Raw genomic sequence first — 15,546 nt, 5'->3', positions numbered from 1 at the left:
TTCAAAAAGGTCGTCTGAAAACCATAAGGCGGCGGATTAGGCGTTTCCCGTCAACTTTCACGCCACCATCAACGACACAGGCTCTTACTTACTTTCCCGCTCACAAACACTGCCTTTCAGACGACCGCCCACATCCTTCTTAAAAAAGGTCGTCTGAAAACAGAGAAAGGACACTTTTATGTTCGTTTGGCATGAATACGAAAACGCAGCAGCAGCCTCAGAAGCTTTGGCGGACGCAGTAGCCGCCGCGCTGCAAAACGCGCTGGATAACAAAGGCAGCGCAGTATTGGCGGTTTCCGGCGGCCGCTCGCCGATTCCGTTCTTCCAAGCCCTGTCGCAAAAAGATTTGGACTGGCAAAAAGTCGGCATTACTTTGGTTGACGAGCGCATCGTGCCGACTACCCACGCCGACAGCAACACCGCCTTGGCACACGAATACCTGCTGCAAAACAAAGCCGCCGCAGCGACTTGGATTCCCGTTGTCGAAGCGGGCAAATCTGAAACTGAATTACAACCCGACAGCGTCGTTGCCTACGCGCTGAAACATTACAAACAACCTGACGTGCTGATTTTGGGCATGGGTGGCGACGGACATACCGCCTCCCTCTTCCCGCAAGCGCCGCAGCTGAATGCAGCCATCAACGAATCGAACGACCCGACCCTTATCCACACCACGCCCGTTACCGCGCCGCACGAGCGCATCAGCATGACCTTGGGCGCCATCGCCAAAACGGGAAACGTCTTTCTGTCGATTCAGGGTGCGGAAAAGAAAGCCGTGTTCGACAAAGCTGCCTCACGCGCCGATTTGGAATATCCGACCAGCCTGGTATTGAACCATCAAGGAGTGAACTGCCATGTCTTCTACTCAAACTGATATTCAACAACCCGTCAGCAAAAGTTATCCGCGCCTCGTTGCCGACATTGGCGGCACCAACGCCCGCTTCGCGCTCGAAACCGCCCCGCAGCAGATTGAACACGCCAAAGTCTTGCCGTGCAAAGACTATGACACCATCGTCGATGCCGCCCGCTCCTATTTGGAACAGACAGGCGGAGTCGATGTGCGCCACGCCGCCTTCGCCATGGCGAATCCGATTTTGGGCGACTGGGTGCAAATGACCAACCACCATTGGGCGTTTTCCATCGAAACCACCCGTCAGGCATTGGGGCTGGACACCCTTATCCTCTTGAACGACTTTACCGCGCAGGCATTGGCGGTAACGCAGACTTCAAGCAAAGACCTGATGCAGATCGGCGGGCAAAAACCGGTCGAATTTGCCCCCAAAGCCGTCATCGGCCCGGGAACCGGTTTGGGCGTCAGCGGACTGGTACACAGCCCCGCAGGCTGGGTGGCACTTGCCGGCGAAGGCGGACATTCCAGCTTCCCGCCGTTTGACGACATGGAAGTTTTGATCTGGCAGTATGCGAAAAACAAATACGGCCATGTTTCCGCCGAACGCTTCCTCAGCGGCGCAGGCTTGAGCCTGATTTACGAAGCACTCGCCAAACGCGACAAACTGAAAAACTACCGCCTCAAACCGTCCGAAATCACCGAAAAAGCCTTAAGCGGCACTTCCCCGCTCTGCCGTCAGACTTTGGACATCTTCTGCGCCATGCTCGGCACGGTTGCCTCCAACCTCGCCCTGACGCTGGGTGCGCGTGGCGGCGTGTATTTGTGCGGCGGCATCATCCCCCGCGTTTTGGAATATTTTAAAACCTCACCTTTCCGCAGCCGCTTTGAAAACAAAGGCCGTTTCGAAGCCTATCTCGCCGCGATTCCCGTCTATGTCGTCTTAAGCGAATTTCCGGGCATCACCGGCGCAGCGGCGGCACTCGACAACCACTTGAAAAACGTTTAATCACACAAGCCGCCTCGACAAGGGGCGGCACACACCGAAGGGCATATTTATGTTAAGCAAAATCAGCGAATCACTGTCAAACCTGTCGGGCGCGGAACGCAAAGTCGCCGAATGCGCCTTGGCAGAACCCAAATGGTTTGTCCATGCCGCCGTCGCCGAAATCGCCGAGCGCGCATCCGTCAGCCAGCCGACCGTTATCCGTTTTTGCCGCAGCCTGGGCTACAAAGGACTGCCCGAGTTCAAACTCGCCCTGTCCGCCAGCATAGGCCACGAAGGTATGCCCTACGTCCATGAAGAACTCAACACCGACGACGACATGAGTGTCGTGGTCGAAAAAGTTTTGGGCAACGCCGCCGCCTCCATTTTGGGCGAACGCCGCTTCCTGAAAGAAGCCGAGCTGGAAAACGCCATCGCCACACTGATGCACGCCCGCCGTGTCGAGTTCTACGGCGTCGGTAACTCCGGTATCGTCGCCCAAGACGCGCAGCATAAGTTCTTCCGCTTCGGCATCTCCACCGTTGCCTACGTCGATACCCACACCCAGCTGATGGCGGCCTCCGTCCTGTCCGATCAAGACGTCCTCGTCGCCATTTCCAACACCGGCTCGTCCATCGAGCTTTTAGACGCCGTCAGCATCGCCAAAGAAAACGGCGCAGCAGTGATTGCCCTGACCCGCAACGACTCCCCGCTGGCGCAACTTGCCGACTGCGTTTTGAGCATCGCCACGCAGGAAAACGCCGAACTCTACACCCCAATGGTTTCCCGCCTGCTGCAACTTGCCGTCATCGACATCCTCGCCATCGGACTCGCCCTGCGCTTGGGCGATGCCGCCAGCCTGCAACTGCAAAAAAGCAAAAAAAGCATACACAACAAACACGTCGATTACGATAAAGACTAAACTATACATTTTCAGACGACCCGACATATCCCAAGGTCGTCTGAAAATACCGACCGACAAATCAGTGCTACCGTTATCCTCAACACCAACACTAAATATAGTGGATTAACAAAAATCAGGACAAGGCGACGAAGCCGCAGACAGTACAAATAGTACGGAACCGATTCACTTGGTGCTTCAGTATTTTTAGAGAATCGTTCTCTTTGAGCTAAGGCGAGGCAACACCGTACTGGTTTAAAGTTAATCCACTAGAAAAAATAACGGCAGACAACCCGCCTTTGCCACAAACCCTAAAAACGGAAACCCACCCGTTCCCGTTTCAGACGACCTCGCGGCCGTTTTTCCCACAAAACCGTCCAACCTCAGGAGCATCCGATGAAACACCTTCACGACTTACCGGCTTGGTCAAAATTATGGATACATTTTGACGAAACCAAAGAACAACACATGCGCGAAATGTTCGAACAAGACCCGCAGCGCGCGGAACGCTACTGGCTGCAAGTCGGTGGGCTGACGCTGGATTACTCCAAAAACCGCATCACCGACGAAACCATGTCGCTGCTGACCGAGCTTGCCCGCGAAGCCGGCGTACCCGAGCGTATGCAGCAGATGTTCCACGGCGAAAAAATCAACACCACCGAAAACCGCGCCGTCCTCCACGTCGCCCTGCGCAACCGCACCAATTCCCCCATCATCGTTGACGGCGAAGACGTCATGCCTAAAGTCAACCGCGTCCTTCAGCGCATGGGTGAATTCGCACACGAAGTCCGCAGCGGCAACTGGTTAGGCTACACCAACCAAGTCATCACCGACATCGTCAACATCGGCATCGGCGGCTCCGACCTCGGCCCGCTGATGATGTGTACCGCGCTCAAACCCTTCGGACATCCGCGCCTGAAAATGCACTTCGTCTCCAACGTGGACGGCTCCCAACTGCGCGACGTACTGTCCAAAGTCCACCCCGAAACCACCCTCTTCATCATCGCCTCCAAAACCTTCACCACCCAAGAAACCCTCACCAACGCCCTGACCGCGCGCAAATGGTTCCTTGACCACGCAGGCGATGAAACCGCCGTCGCCAAACACTTCGTCGCCGTCTCCACCAACCAAAAAGCCGTTGCCGAATTCGGTATCGACACCGCCAATATGTTTGAATTTTGGGACTGGGTCGGCGGACGATACAGCCTCTGGTCGGCAATCGGCCTGCCCATCATGCTCTACTTGGGCGAAGAAAACTTCATCGAAATGCTCAACGGCGCGCACCTGATGGACCAACACTTCATCAACACCCCGCTCGAGCGCAACCTCCCCGTCATCCTCGCCCTCGTCGGCATCTGGTACATCAACTACTACGGCGGCGGCAGCCACGTCATCGCTCCCTACGACCAACACCTCCACCGACTGCCCAAATTCATCCAGCAGCTCGACATGGAGAGCAACGGCAAACAAGTTACTCTCGACGGCAAGTCCATCGGCTACGAAACCTCCCCGATTATTTGGGGCGAAACCGGCATCAACGGTCAGCACGCCTTCTTCCAACTGCTGCACCAAGGTACCCACATCACCCCGATCGACCTCATCGCCTCGCTTGAAAAACGCAGCAACCTGCGCGGCCACCACGAAATCCTGCTCGCCAACGTCTTCGCCCAAGCCGAAGCCTTCATGCGCGGCAAAACCCCCGACGAAGTCCGCGCCGAACTCAAAGCCCAAGGCATGGAAGAAGCCCGCATCGAAGAGCTGGTTCCGCACAAAACCTTCTCCGGCAACCGCCCGACCAACCTCATCCTCATGGACAAAATCAACCCCCGCAACATGGGCAGTCTGATTGCCATGTACGAACACAAAACCTTCGTCCAAGGCATCATCTGGGGCATTAACAGCTTTGACCAATGGGGCGTCGAACTCGGCAAACAGCTCGCCAAAACCATCCTTGCCGAACTGACCGGAGAAACCGGCGTACAAAAACACGACAGCTCCACCACCCGCCTGATCAATCTTTATCTGAACGCCAACAAATAAAGACAGCAGCCGTCAGACAAAAGGTCGTCTGAAAACCCAGATTCAAGGTTTTTCAGACGACCTTTTCACCGAATACCGCTACCGTTAATACAGAAATACAGATAACGGTTCATTTGACTTTCATAACAAGGCATCCTCTAACTCCCGTCATTCCCGTGCAGGCGGGAATTCATTTTTGAACTTAAGAAACTGTTTCTCAAACACCCGTATCTTAAAACATCCAAGTATGTGCCACACTGCAACTCATCCTTGCGCAGGCGAGATGTAACGACGGTATAAGTACCTCACACCAAACCCGCCATTTCGAAAAACGCCCGATACGCCGCTGCCTTTTTCGCCAAACTCAAAGGATAGGCGCGCGAAGTGGACGGCAGGCGGGTCAGGGTCAAATCCCGTCCGGCAAACGGAAACGGCACGGTTTCGCCCGTTTTCGGCATTTTGATGCCGCCGCCCTGAATATCGAGCAGGATTTCCGTCGCCTTACCTCCGGTGGTGCAGATATAGCGGCAGTCGGGCATCTGCGCCAACACCGCCGCCAAATCGACAGTTTCGATCACTTGCAAAAACTTGTCCGACGCATTACCGTGTTCCCGCACCGCCTTCAACACGGTCGGGCAGGACGCAATCCCCCGTTCGCTCAAAAACGCCTTGATTTTCTCCGCATCAAACGCTTTTTCAGACGGCATCTGGAAATGCGCCGCATCATTAAAAAACACCAGCCCATAGACGCGCCACATATCGTTTTGGAAATTCGGATAATGAAACTGCATCGCGCGTTTGTCTTCCTTGGGCGGAAACGTCCCCATCATCATTACCGTCGCCTGCGGCGGCAGCAAGGCGGGAAAAGGGTGGATTTCGATTTCAAGCGGAGCGGACATCATGATTTCCTTGATAAAAAATATTGAACACAAAGCAGCCGGTTGCCGCCTTTTCAGACGACCTTCTGCCCGTACCGCATCAGCGTCATGCCGCCGACTGCCGCAGCGCAGCCCGCGACCAACGAAATATGCAGCGGTTCGCCCAAAACCCACGCCGAGCTGAGCATACCGAAAATCGGTACGAGCGTAATATACGCCGCCGCGCTGCCTGCACCCAAAGTCTTCACGCCTTCGAAATACCACGCGTAGGCCAATACCGTCGCGCCGATGACCAGCCACGCCAATGCCGTCCAACCGCGTGCATCCATCGCCGCCATTGCCTCAAACGGCAATCCGTCCGTCCACAACGCCACCACTGACAACATCAGCGCGCCGATGAACGACGTTGCCGCCGTTACCGTCAGCGCGTCTATCCCGCGCAAAACCGCACGTCCGATTAAAGTATAAGCCGCCCAGCAGACCACACAGCCGAAAATCAGCCACTCCCCTGCCTTGATGCCGCCCGACAATACCGCCAACGGCTGCCCTTGCGTTACCGCCGTTATTGCACCAAAAACCGCCAGCAGCATACCCGCCAAAATCTTCGCGTTTAAACGCTCGCCGAAAAGCCAAGCCGCCAGCAGCAGCGTCAGCACGGGATTCACCGCCACGACCACCGCCGCCTTACCCGCCGGCATTGCCTGCAAACCCAACATAAAAAACACCGCATAGCCGCACACCCCGACGGAAGCGGCCACTGTCAAGCCCAGCCATTGCCGCGCCGACAAAGCCGCCAAAGTCGCAAACCTGCTGCGCGTAAACAACCAGCCCAACAACAAAACCGAAGCCAGCACAAACCGAACCGCCCCGCCCGTCAGCGGCGGAAGCGACTGCCCCAGCATCCGCCCCATCGGCCAAGACGCACCCCACAACACCGCCATCCCCAGCAGTTTCAAATGTACAGAATAACGTTCCATCTCATTCCTTTATCAACAAAGGTCGTCTGAAAATCAGATTTCCAGTTTCAGACGACCTTTGCAGCCGCCACAAACGCCGCTATTTTTTCCTTGTCTTTCATCCCTGCCGCGCTTTCCACGCCGCCGGATACGTCCACCGCCGCCGCGCCGCTGATTCTCACCGCATCGGCAACATTTTCCGGCGTCAGGCCGCCCGCCAAAATCCACGGTTTGCCGATATTGCCGCGCAACAGCGTCCAATCGAAGCTCTGCCCCGTGCCGCCGTATTCGGTAGGATGGTAAGCGTCGAACAACAGCGCACGCGCGTTGGGGAACCTGGCGCAGGCCGTCTGAATATCGGCGGCTGACTGCACGCGCACGGCTTTGAGATACGGACGGTCAAATTGGCGGCAAAAATCATCGTCTTCATCACCATGAAACTGAATCACGTCTATCGGCACTTGGTGCAGGATTTCGCGGATATTGTCCGCCGTTTCATTAACAAATAAAGCAACCACCGACACAAAGGGCGGCAATGCAGCCACAATTTCCGCCGCCTGTTCCGCCGTTACCGCACGTTTGCTTTTCACGTAAAACACCAGCCCGACGGCATCCGCGCCCGCATCAGCGGCAGATTGCGCATCTTCGGGGCGGGTAATGCCGCATATTTTGGTACGGATTTTCATATCTCCCCTCTCTTTAAAGATATTCGGAAAGCAAGGATTATAGCGGAACAGCCCGCCATGACGGCAACAGGCTTCTTGAAGAAATTCCGCTGTAAAAATGCAGCAAACTTGAATCTTTCCCCGCCACGGCGTAACCTTACGCCTTTATCCGATTACCGACGGGAGCCGACAACATGACCGAACCTAAAAACACTCAGCCTTCCCTGCCTGAAGACGAACGTAAAAATCCCGTTTACCGATTAGGGCAGGCCGTTGCAGGATTTATGCTGGTCGTCTGGGCTGGCGTGTTGGCATTGGTTTTTTATTTAGTTTTCCGCTTTTGGTTCAGCTGACAGACAGCAAGCTGCCATCGTTCTTTAAACGTATCCTTCCCAAAACAGAAAATCGTCTGCCGATAGATTTCGAAACATATCGCCCAATAACCCATCTGCAATTTATCTTGGTACGCTATAAACTGCCTCATGCTAAACACAAAGGTCGTCTGAAAAATTTTCAGACGACCTTTTGTCAAACTCTCAACAAATAACCATATACGCTTATGATATAATGATAGCCTTTCTCATCTGTAAACTTGGAAATTATTTTTATGGAAACATTGCAACCTTCCCAGCACCCTACCCCCCCAAAAAACTCCTTCAACGAACCCAAACGTCTTCGCGCAGGCGAAGGGGTAAGCTGGTTTACCGACTCATGGCGTATTTTCAGTAAAAACAAATTCAAATGGATGGGCGCAATTATTTTAATCAGCCTTATTCCTATCGCGGTAGGTTTTCTATTCGGTTTGCTAGGCATTGAAAGCCCCCCGCCCGCTGATTTCAATGATTTCACCTCAACCATAATAATCCGAGAATTGCTCTTCAATCTGTTTTTCTATTGGGTGGGCTTTTGTTTCCTCGGTGGCATCGTGCTGCTTGCAGCCCAAACCGCGCAAGGTAAGAATTTCAACTTCGGCTCTCTGTTTGCCGGATTTTCGATTAAAAAAAGCGGAGCATTCCTGATTCTTTTACTGCTGAGTATCGTCATATGCCTGCTTTTAGCTTTGGCCGTTGTTATTCCTTTCGGTATGTTCGCCAACGGAAATTTCTTAAGGGCAGACTTTATGCCGGCCTTTCCGATTTTATTTATTATCCTGTTGGTTATTATCGCCATTTACTCCATGATGTTTTGGCTGGCTCCCGCCTTTGTCATGTTGGAGGATATGAACCCTGTTGCCGCCATTAAGGCCAGCTTCAATGCCTGCCGCTGCAACATCCCTGCCCTGCTGGTATACGGCTTAATTTGGCTGGGTATCGGTATCGCGTTTTGGTTCATATTTATGATAGTCATCGTTTCCGCATTTGCAACAGAAGCATCGATACAGCAAGCAACCGCGCTTTCCGGTCCTGTTTTTATTTTGTTCTTCATCTTCTTAGTGATTACTTACTTGGTTCTCTACCCTGTAGCAATGATCGGTATATACACCGCCTATCGCAGCATTTTCCCCCAAGGTCGTCTGAACAAATACTAATCTTTCAGTAGAAGATCGTTGTTTCTCATAAAAGTCCTTGGATTCGGATTTCAAGTGCAACACTAGTGTATCAGTGGTTTGAACAGATTCAAGAATAAAACACTTGGCGTTTCGTAGCCAAGTGTTTTTCTTGGCCGGTGGTTCAACTCATCTTGAACCCTGCGTATCTCCCGATCGCTGATGTTTCGGAAATCGGTTTGCTTGGGGAAATATTGTCGGATGAGTCCGTTGGTGTTCTCATTCAGCCCTTTCTCCCAAGAATGGTAGGGGCGGCAAAAATAAGTCTCCGCTTTCAATGCTTTGGCTATTTTGGTGTGTTGGTAAAATTCTTTACCGTTGTCCATGGTGATGGTGTGGACTCTGGCTTTATGTGCCCTTAATACCCTAATGGCTGCCAGAGCAGTGTCTTCGGCTTTGAGGCTGTCCAATTTGCAGATGATGGTGTAGCGGGTAACGCGTTCGACCAAGGTCAGTAATGCGCTTTTCTGTCCTTTGCCGACGATGGTGTCGGCTTCCCAATCGCCGATGCGGGCTTTCTGGTCGACGATGGCGGGTCGGTTTTCTATGCCGACGCGGTTGGGCACTTTGCCTCTGGTCCATGTGCTGCCGTAGCGTTTGCGGTAGGGTTTGCTGCATATTCTGAGGTGTTGCCACAAGGTGCCGCCGTTGCTTTTGTCTTGGCGGAGGTAGCGGTAAATGGTGCTGTGGTGGAGTGTTATCCCGTGATGTTTGCGCAGGTAGGCGCATACTTGTTCGGGACTGAGTTTGCGGCGGATAAGGGTGTCGATGTGTTGAATCAGCTGCGAATCAAGCTTATAGGGCTTTCGCTTACGCTGTTTGATAGTCCGGCTCTGCTTCTGTGCTTTTTCGGCACTGTATTGCTGCCCTTGGGTGCGGTGCCGTCTGATTTCGCGGCTGATGGTGCTTTTGTGGCGGTTAAGCTGTTTGGCGATTTCTGTGACGGTGCAGTGGCGGGACAGGTATTGGATATGGTATCGTTCGTCTTGGGTCAGTTGTGTGTAGCTCATGGCAATCTTTCTTGCAGGAAAGGCCGTATGCTACCGCATACTGGCCTTTTTCTGTTAGGGAAAGTTGCACTTCAAATGCGAATCCGCCGTCGTCTGAAAACGATTAAAACATGAAACCCATCAATCAAAACCCCATGAATCTCCCTTTAAATTGGCAAGACAAACTTCCCAGCGAGCTGCCGCAAGGCTGGAACGAACGCGCCGCCGCCTTGTGCCAAGCGCAATCGCTGACCGCCGCTTTACGCGCCTTGGGCGGCAGCTTTACGGTAAAAGTGCTGTATATGGGTGAACTGGACGGGCAGGGCAATTCGTTTGGCGAAAACCATGCTGAAACCGCCGCCTCGCAATTCGTCCGCGATGTTTTGCTGCATCTGGACGGCGTTCCCGTCGTACAGGCGCGCAGCGCGTGCAGCCCGCAATCGCAAGCCTGGCGCGGCGTGTTGGATTGCGGCACGCAGCCTTTGGGCGAGCGGCTGTTTGACGGCACGCTGCCCCTGAAGCGTTCAGCATTCGAGTTTTGTCTGATGGAAAACGCAGGCGGTCAGGATGATTTCAGACGACCTGTCGCTGCCCGCAGGTCTTATTTCGATTGGGATGGCGAGGTGTTGGAATTGACGGAATATTTTTTGCCGGGGTTGGCGAGTATCGTGCGCTAAATGTCGCGGCAATATAAGGAAAGGTCGTCTGAAACGTTTTCAGACGACCTTTTTTAATCCATTACAGTTTCACCGAATGCTCGCGCGTTTCATGGAACACGATGTCCGGCCAGCGTTCTTGCGTGAGTCCCAAATTCACGCGGTTGGGGGCGAGGTATGCGAGGTTGCCGCCTGCGTCGATGGAGAGGTTGCCCGCGTTGGCTCTTTCAAACTCCGCCAGTTTTTTCTTGTCATCGCACGATACCCAGCGCGCCGACCAGATGGATGCGCTGTCGAACACGGCTTCCACGCCGTATTCGTTGGCGAGGCGGGAGGTAACGACTTCAAACTGCAACACGCCGACCGCGCCCAAAATCAAATCTGCGCCGCTCATCGGTTTGAAGACTTGAACCGCGCCTTCTTCGCCGAGCTGTTGCAAACCTTTTTGCAGTTGCTTGATTTTCAGCGGGTTTTTGATGCGGACGCTGCGGAAAAGTTCGGGCGCGAAGAAGGGGATGCCGGTGAACGCCAGTTGTTCGCCTTCAGAAAAGCTGTCGCCGATTTGGATGTTGCCGTGGTTCGGGATGCCGATGATGTCGCCCGCGTAGGCTTCTTCCACCAGCTCGCGGTCGTGCGACATGAATGTAACCACGCTGGAGGCGGCGATTTCGCGGTTGATGCGCAGGTGTTTCATCTTCATGCCGCGCTCAAATTTGCCGGAGCAGACGCGCAAGAAGGCGATGCGGTCGCGGTGTTTCGGATCCATATTGGCTTGGATTTTGAAGATAAATCCGGAGAATTTCGGCTCGTCCGGCTCGACCATACGCACGGTCGCGTCGCGCGGTTTCGGCGCGGGCGCCCAGTCAATCAATGAATTGAGGATTTCCTGAATACCGAAGTTATTAATCGCCGAGCCGAAGAACACGGGCGTGAGTTCGCCGGCGAGAAATTCGTCGAGATTGAACTCGTTGGAAGCCGCCTGCACCAATTCGATTTCGTCGCGCAACTGCTGGATTTCCAGCGGAAAGCGTTGTTCCAATTCGGGATTGTCGATGCCTTTGATGATGTCGAACTCGTGCGGCAGTCGCTCACCACCTGCATCGAAGAGATAGATTTCGTCGTTCAGGATGTGGTACACGCCCTTGAAGTTTTTGCCCATGCCGATCGGCCAAGTAACGGGCGCGCAGCGGATTTTTAAAATATTTTCCACTTCGTCCAGCAATTCCAAAGAATCGCGCACTTCGCGGTCGTATTTGTTCATGAACGTGACAATCGGCGTATTGCGCAGGCGGCAGACGTTCAAGAGTTTGATGGTTTGCGCTTCCACGCCTTTTGCCGCGTCGATGACCATCAACGCGCTGTCAACGGCAGTTAAAACGCGGTAGGTGTCTTCGGAGAAGTCTTGGTGTCCCGGCGTGTCCAAAAGGTTGACGGTGTGGTCTTTGTAGTCGAACTGCATCACTGACGAAGCGACGGAAATGCCGCGCTGCTTCTCGATTTCCATCCAGTCGGAAGTGGCGAATTTGCCGGTTTTCTTACCTTTTACCGTACCTGCGCTTTGAATTGCGCCTGAAAACAGCAAGAGTTTTTCGGTCAGCGTGGTTTTACCCGCGTCGGGGTGGGAGATGATGGCAAATGTGCGGCGGCGGCGCACTTGATCGAGGATTTCTTGGGACATGGGCTTTCTTTGCAAAAAGGTTCAGGCCGCTTTTGCGACGGCCTGAGAAAGGGTTGAGATGGCGGGGATTGTACAAAAAAACATTAATCGGTTCAATGATTAGGGGGTAAAAAGGTCGTCTGAAAATTTTCAGACGACCTTCTCTTGGATCGGCATCTTGTTTATTCGGTAATTTCTTCGACTATGGGGCTGTAAGTAGAGCTGTCAAAGGTAGGCATGGGCGGGGGCAGCAGGTTGTTGAGGGTTAGGGCGGCGGGGTTCAGGGTAGGGTAGCCGCTGAAGGTTACGGTGTAGCCGCCGTTGGCTGTACTGTGGATTTTGGCATGTGCACCCAAGGGGAAGGTGCTCTTATTGGTGATGTGTCCGAAGGGGAAACCTGTCAGGACGGGGACTTTGGCGGTGCGTGAGACGTGGTTGACGACGGCGGAGAAGTCGTAGCTTGAGTCGTACACATCGCGGATGGTGCCCATGCGGAAGTCGCCGAAGATGATGGCGCGTTGTTTTTGCAGGATGCCTGCAAGATAAAGCGTGTTCAACATGCGTTCGATGCGGTAGGGTTGTTCGCTGACGTCTTCGACGAACAGGATGCCGCCTTGGATGTCGGGCATATAGGGCGAGCCTGCGAGGGAGGCGAGAACGCTGAGGTTGCCGCCCCATAAGGTACCTTCGACGTTGACGTTGGCGCGTTGGATGGCGGGAACGTCGATAATGTTGACGTTGTTGGTGGTGCCGCGGATGAACGAATCCATGGTGAAGACACTGGGTTCGGGTTTGCCGAATTCGCTGTAAACCATAGGGCCGGCGAAGCTTGCCATATTGCCTTTGGCGAGCAGGGCGAGTTGGACGGCGCAAACGTCGCTGAAGCCGAAGAACAAGGTGCCGCGTTCGCGCATTCTGGCGCCGAGTGAAGCGAAGTCGATTTGCGGCAGGATGCGTGCCGCGCCGTAGCCGCCGCGCAAGCCCATGAGGACTTTGGGTGTTTCAACGCGGCCGGTGGCGACCTCTTGGAAGTCGGCGGCACGTTGGGCGTCGGAGCCAGCGAAGCGTTGATAGCGTCGGCTGCCTGCTTGTTGGTTGGTCACAGTAAAACCTGCGTTATAGAGGCGGGTCAAGCCTGCGTTGACGCGGTTGGGGTCTTCGGCAAAGCCGGAAGGGGCGACGACGCGGAGGAGGTTGTCGCCGGAGCGTGGGGGATGGCTGGTTTTGGGCTGCACGGGTTGGGCTTTCGCTGTGTTGCCGGTTTGAGTGGACGGGGTAACGGTCGTGCCGGTGCCGCAGGCTTGCACCAGTCCGGCTCCGGCTGCGGCGGAGCAGGCGCGGAGGAAATGGCGGCGGGAGGTTTGCCAGGTCATATGGTTTCCTTTGCTTGGGTTTCAGACGACCTTTTCGGCAGGGGTCGTCTGAAAATCGGTTGATATGCGGTATCCGATACGCCTATTGAGGTCGTCTGAACGTTACGCCAGCAGGGCTTTGACTTGTTCCGTCCAGTGGTCCGGCAGGGTCATGCCGTGTTCGCGGACGGGGGCTGCCCAAATCGGGGCGGGAAAGTTGGCATCGTTTTCGAAGCGGGCGATGACGTGCCAATGCAGATGGGGGACGACGTTGCCCAGGCTGGCAAGGTTGATTTTGGCGGGACGGAACACTTGGCGCATGGCGGCTTCGACTTTATACACCATTTCCATGATTTCGGCACGTTCGGCGGCTGAAAGGTCGGTCATCTCGGCGATGTGGTCGTTCCAGATGACGCGGCAGAATGCCGGGGCTGAGGCTTCGTTGTGGACGGCGATAACGCGCAGGTTTGGGGTTTGCAGCAAAATGTCTTCGTTGTCGGCAGTGCAGATGGGGCAGGTCATGGGGTTTTCTCGTTTGGATATGAGGGGACAGGTTGTCGGAAATGAGAAAGGTCGTCTGAAAACTTAATCCATCGTTTTCAGACGACCTTCGATGATTTTATTTTCCGCGCATCAGCTCGAAGAAATCGTCGTTGTTTTTGGAATCTTTGAGTTTGCCCACCAAAAATTCGGTCGCTTCAATCTCGTCCATCGGATGCAGGAATTTGCGCAAGAGCCACATACGCTGCAACTGATCGTTAGGCACCAGCAGCTCTTCGCGGCGTGTACCGGATTTGTTGATGTTGATGGCGGGGAACAGGCGTTTTTCCGCCATGCGGCGGTCGAGGTGCAGCTCCATATTGCCTGTGCCTTTAAATTCTTCATAAATCACATCATCCATGCGACTGCCGGTTTCTACCAAAGCAGTCGCAATAATGGTGAGCGAGCCGCCTTCTTCTACATTGCGCGCTGCGCCGAAGAAGCGTTTGGGGCGGTGGAGGGCATTGGCATCTACGCCGCCGGTCAGGATTTTGCCGGAGGTCGGCACGACGGTGTTATAGGCGCGGGCGAGGCGGGTAATCGAGTCAAGCAGGATGACCACGTCTTTTTTGTGTTCCACCATACGCTTGGCTTTTTCAATCACCATTTCGGCCACTTGAACATGGCGCTGCGCCGGTTCGTCGAAGGTAGAAGACACGACTTCGCCGCGCACGGATCGGCTCATTTCCGTAACTTCTTCAGGGCGCTCGTCAATTAAGAGAACGATGAGTTCGACATCGGGATAGTTGGCGGTAATCGCGTGGGCGATGTTTTGCAGCATCACGGTCTTACCGGTTTTCGGCGGTGCAACCAAAAGGGCGCGCTGTCCGCGACCAATGGGGGAGACCAGATCAATGGCGCGGCCGGTAAGGTTTTCTTCGGCTTTGATGTCGCGCTCGAGTTTGAACTGTTTGGTAGGGAAAAGCGGGGTAAGATTTTCGAAGAGGATTTTGTGTTTGCAGACTTCGGGATGATCGCCGTTGATGCTGTCGAGGCGGACGAGGGCGAAATAGCGTTCGTTGTCTTTGGGAACGCGCACGCTGCCTTCGATGGTGTCGCCCGTATGCAGGTTGAAGCGGCGGATTTGCGTGGGAGAAACGTAAATGTCGTCGGGACCGGCAAGATAGGAAGTGTCTGCGCTGCGTAAAAAGCCGAAGCCGTCGGGTAGGATTTCGAGCGTGCCTGAGCAGGTAAAGCTTTCACCCTGCTTCATCATTTGGCGGACGATGGCGAATACGAGGTCTTGTTTGCGGAAACGGTTGGCGTTTTCAATGCCGTGTTCTTCTGCCATTTCCAAGAGCTTGGAAATGTGTAGGGTTTGTAGTTCTGAAACGTGCATGATTTTTGACAGTTGTATTGGAAAAGAATGGGATTCGGAAGACGGAGGTCGTCTGAAAAGAATGGTGTACGGAATGTACGTTGATTTTTGAGAAACCTGAATTGTAGGCAGTCGGAGGGCTGGTGTCAAATTTAGGCGGGGCAAGGTTTGTATGGCATAGGTTTTGTTGCATGGCTGGCAACATCGAATTGAAAAAGTCGGCGGATTCGCATTTGA

15 protein-coding genes are annotated in these 15,546 nt (G+C 54.2%); 7 read left to right on the top strand and 8 right to left on the bottom strand.

The features are described from left to right. Positions 1–178: 178 nt before the first annotated feature. The 4 genes from pgl to pgi all read left to right on the top strand — a co-directional run bounded on the left by pgl (position 179) and on the right by pgi (position 4,773). Positions 179–874 carry a 6-phosphogluconolactonase gene (pgl, locus tag J7445_RS00955; protein WP_070497602.1) on the top strand — a complete coding sequence of 232 codons (696 nt, stop codon included), beginning with the start codon at positions 179–181 and terminating at the stop codon, positions 872–874. Further along, positions 855–1,856, top strand: a complete 1,002-nt coding sequence (locus J7445_RS00950; RefSeq protein ID WP_070613651.1) for a glucokinase — start codon at positions 855–857, stop codon at positions 1,854–1,856. Before pgl ends, J7445_RS00950 begins: the two co-directional genes overlap by 20 nt. 49 nt (positions 1,857–1,905) lie before the next feature. After that, positions 1,906–2,754: a DNA-binding transcriptional regulator HexR gene (gene hexR, locus J7445_RS00945; RefSeq protein WP_070497598.1), complete on the top strand. Its 849-nt coding sequence runs from the start codon at positions 1,906–1,908 to the stop codon at positions 2,752–2,754. Between the two features lie 375 nt (positions 2,755–3,129). After that, the gene (gene pgi, locus J7445_RS00940) at positions 3,130–4,773 is read left to right on the top strand and encodes a glucose-6-phosphate isomerase (protein ID WP_070613652.1); all 1,644 of its coding nucleotides are present in this window, start codon (positions 3,130–3,132) and stop codon (positions 4,771–4,773) included. A 284-nt stretch (positions 4,774–5,057) separates the two neighbouring features. On the opposite strand, the gene J7445_RS00935 is transcribed toward pgi, so the two are convergent. From J7445_RS00935 to J7445_RS00925, 3 genes are read right to left on the bottom strand one after another with little or no spacing between them, the layout of a single operon-like run. Next, positions 5,058–5,651, bottom strand: a complete 594-nt coding sequence (locus J7445_RS00935) for a DNA glycosylase (protein WP_070655878.1) — start codon at positions 5,649–5,651, stop codon at positions 5,058–5,060. Positions 5,652–5,704: 53 nt separating this feature from the next. Continuing rightward, positions 5,705–6,607 (bottom strand): DMT family transporter, encoded by a 903-nt coding sequence (locus tag J7445_RS00930; protein WP_070655876.1) that lies wholly within the window; start codon positions 6,605–6,607, stop codon positions 5,705–5,707. A 47-nt stretch (positions 6,608–6,654) separates the two neighbouring features. After that, the gene (locus J7445_RS00925) at positions 6,655–7,272 is read right to left on the bottom strand and encodes a phosphoribosylanthranilate isomerase (RefSeq protein ID WP_070655873.1); all 618 of its coding nucleotides are present in this window, start codon (positions 7,270–7,272) and stop codon (positions 6,655–6,657) included. Between the two features lie 173 nt (positions 7,273–7,445). Here J7445_RS00925 and J7445_RS00920 point away from each other — a divergent pair, with 173 nt between their 5' ends. Together J7445_RS00920 and J7445_RS00915 are read left to right on the top strand one after the other, a co-directional pair. Continuing rightward, positions 7,446–7,604 (top strand): hypothetical protein, encoded by a 159-nt coding sequence (locus tag J7445_RS00920; RefSeq protein ID WP_016687403.1) that lies wholly within the window; start codon positions 7,446–7,448, stop codon positions 7,602–7,604. A gap of 254 nt (positions 7,605–7,858) precedes the next feature. Next, positions 7,859–8,779 (top strand): BPSS1780 family membrane protein, encoded by a 921-nt coding sequence (locus tag J7445_RS00915; RefSeq protein ID WP_070613668.1) that lies wholly within the window; start codon positions 7,859–7,861, stop codon positions 8,777–8,779. A 62-nt stretch (positions 8,780–8,841) separates the two neighbouring features. Here J7445_RS00915 and J7445_RS00910 read toward each other — a convergent pair whose 3' ends face one another. Continuing rightward, complete coding sequence (locus J7445_RS00910) at positions 8,842–9,807, bottom strand: IS30 family transposase (protein ID WP_209282829.1); 966 nt, start codon at positions 9,805–9,807, stop codon at positions 8,842–8,844. 110 nt (positions 9,808–9,917) lie between these two features. On the opposite strand from J7445_RS00910, the gene J7445_RS00905 reads away from it, so the two are divergent. Then, a complete protein-coding gene (locus tag J7445_RS00905) occupies positions 9,918–10,463 on the top strand; it encodes a chorismate--pyruvate lyase family protein (protein WP_083310375.1) in 546 nt (181 codons plus the stop codon). Positions 10,464–10,524: 61 nt separating this feature from the next. On the opposite strand, the gene J7445_RS00900 is transcribed toward J7445_RS00905, so the two are convergent. From J7445_RS00900 to rho, 4 genes are all read right to left on the bottom strand, one after another. Continuing rightward, positions 10,525–12,120, bottom strand: coding sequence for a peptide chain release factor 3 (locus J7445_RS00900; RefSeq protein WP_070655040.1), 1,596 nt, complete (start codon positions 12,118–12,120; stop codon positions 10,525–10,527). Positions 12,121–12,281: 161 nt separating this feature from the next. After that, positions 12,282–13,472, bottom strand: a complete 1,191-nt coding sequence (locus J7445_RS00895; RefSeq protein WP_070655042.1) for an LD-carboxypeptidase — start codon at positions 13,470–13,472, stop codon at positions 12,282–12,284. Between the two features lie 102 nt (positions 13,473–13,574). After that, on the bottom strand, positions 13,575–13,973 hold the full coding sequence (locus J7445_RS00890) for an HIT family protein (RefSeq protein ID WP_060975492.1): 399 nt from the start codon (positions 13,971–13,973) through the stop codon (positions 13,575–13,577). 97 nt (positions 13,974–14,070) lie between these two features. Then, the gene (gene rho, locus J7445_RS00885; protein ID WP_003741568.1) at positions 14,071–15,330 is read right to left on the bottom strand and encodes a transcription termination factor Rho; all 1,260 of its coding nucleotides are present in this window, start codon (positions 15,328–15,330) and stop codon (positions 14,071–14,073) included. Between the last annotated feature and the right edge of the window lie 216 nt (positions 15,331–15,546).

Source organism: Neisseria sicca, from assembly GCF_017753665.1.
GTDB lineage: Bacteria > Pseudomonadota > Gammaproteobacteria > Burkholderiales > Neisseriaceae > Neisseria > Neisseria flava.
This window is presented reverse-complemented; position numbering and strand designations above follow the sequence as displayed.

What these genes read in the sequence shown, in the direction of transcription:
- pgl (WP_070497602.1), top strand. Translation starts at nt 179, where the DNA reads ATGTTCGTTTGGCATGAATACGAAAACGCAGCAGCAGCCTCAGAAGCT.
- J7445_RS00950 (WP_070613651.1), top strand. Translation starts at nt 855, where the DNA reads ATGTCTTCTACTCAAACTGATATTCAACAACCCGTCAGCAAAAGTTAT.
- hexR (WP_070497598.1), top strand. Translation starts at nt 1,906, where the DNA reads ATGTTAAGCAAAATCAGCGAATCACTGTCAAACCTGTCGGGCGCGGAA.
- pgi (WP_070613652.1), top strand. Translation starts at nt 3,130, where the DNA reads ATGAAACACCTTCACGACTTACCGGCTTGGTCAAAATTATGGATACAT.
- J7445_RS00935 (WP_070655878.1), bottom strand. Translation starts at nt 5,651, where the DNA reads ATGTCCGCTCCGCTTGAAATCGAAATCCACCCTTTTCCCGCCTTGCTG.
- J7445_RS00930 (WP_070655876.1), bottom strand. Translation starts at nt 6,607, where the DNA reads ATGGAACGTTATTCTGTACATTTGAAACTGCTGGGGATGGCGGTGTTG.
- J7445_RS00925 (WP_070655873.1), bottom strand. Translation starts at nt 7,272, where the DNA reads ATGAAAATCCGTACCAAAATATGCGGCATTACCCGCCCCGAAGATGCG.
- J7445_RS00920 (WP_016687403.1), top strand. Translation starts at nt 7,446, where the DNA reads ATGACCGAACCTAAAAACACTCAGCCTTCCCTGCCTGAAGACGAACGT.
- J7445_RS00915 (WP_070613668.1), top strand. Translation starts at nt 7,859, where the DNA reads ATGGAAACATTGCAACCTTCCCAGCACCCTACCCCCCCAAAAAACTCC.
- J7445_RS00910 (WP_209282829.1), bottom strand. Translation starts at nt 9,807, where the DNA reads ATGAGCTACACACAACTGACCCAAGACGAACGATACCATATCCAATAC.
- J7445_RS00905 (WP_083310375.1), top strand. Translation starts at nt 9,918, where the DNA reads ATGAAACCCATCAATCAAAACCCCATGAATCTCCCTTTAAATTGGCAA.
- J7445_RS00900 (WP_070655040.1), bottom strand. Translation starts at nt 12,120, where the DNA reads ATGTCCCAAGAAATCCTCGATCAAGTGCGCCGCCGCCGCACATTTGCC.
- J7445_RS00895 (WP_070655042.1), bottom strand. Translation starts at nt 13,472, where the DNA reads ATGACCTGGCAAACCTCCCGCCGCCATTTCCTCCGCGCCTGCTCCGCC.
- J7445_RS00890 (WP_060975492.1), bottom strand. Translation starts at nt 13,973, where the DNA reads ATGACCTGCCCCATCTGCACTGCCGACAACGAAGACATTTTGCTGCAA.
- rho (WP_003741568.1), bottom strand. Translation starts at nt 15,330, where the DNA reads ATGCACGTTTCAGAACTACAAACCCTACACATTTCCAAGCTCTTGGAA.